This window comes from Puniceibacterium confluentis (assembly GCF_007923445.1).
Taxonomy (GTDB): Bacteria; Pseudomonadota; Alphaproteobacteria; order Rhodobacterales; family Rhodobacteraceae; genus Puniceibacterium; species Puniceibacterium confluentis.
Window position 1 is genome coordinate 1 of the sequence record NZ_VOJI01000116.1, and the last position, 565, is coordinate 565.

Consider the following 565-nt stretch of genomic DNA (forward strand, 5'->3'; position numbering starts at 1 on the left):
TTGACTCTGTTATATGGAAGGGAGGACTCTTCCCCGTAAATAGAAATTTCTGCTAGCTCATCATGATCTCTAATCGCTTTTGCCGCGTTGACAGCGGCCACGCCCCCTCCGATGATAACGTAATGTTGGTTATCCATTCGGCATCTCTCCTATTCCCTCTAAGCTTCCTGTGCTCAAATAACACTAAGCAGCAGATCTGAGACAAATTCAGCGGCATTTTTAATTTTTTTCACGTTTTCAACTTCTGTTGGAGAGAAGCGAATGCGTACTGGGAATTCCACATGCGTCATACCCGTTGACTTGATTACATCTGAAGTGCTTTGGACTTTCATATTAGTACCGTTCAAGTAATCCTGTACGACTTCAATGGCTTCACCGCTCCAGCCGTAGGAACCAAAGGCGGCAGCCAGCTTACCTTCCAAATTCATTTTTTGCATTTTTTGCAGCAGATCTTCCAATTTGCCTGTCATGTCGGCATATTTGGTAGAGCTGCCGACGAAAACAGCATCCGCTGAGGTAATACTATTTAATATCTCGGTTTCATCCGCTTTATCTACATCCCATA

Annotated in this window: 1 pseudogene; it reads right to left on the reverse strand. The window is 44.1% G+C overall.

From position 1 onward, the window contains the following. Nucleotides 1–173 precede the first annotated feature (173 nt). Nucleotides 174–565: pseudogene (locus tag FOY53_RS24305) on the reverse strand (FprA family A-type flavoprotein); the annotation flags it as partial.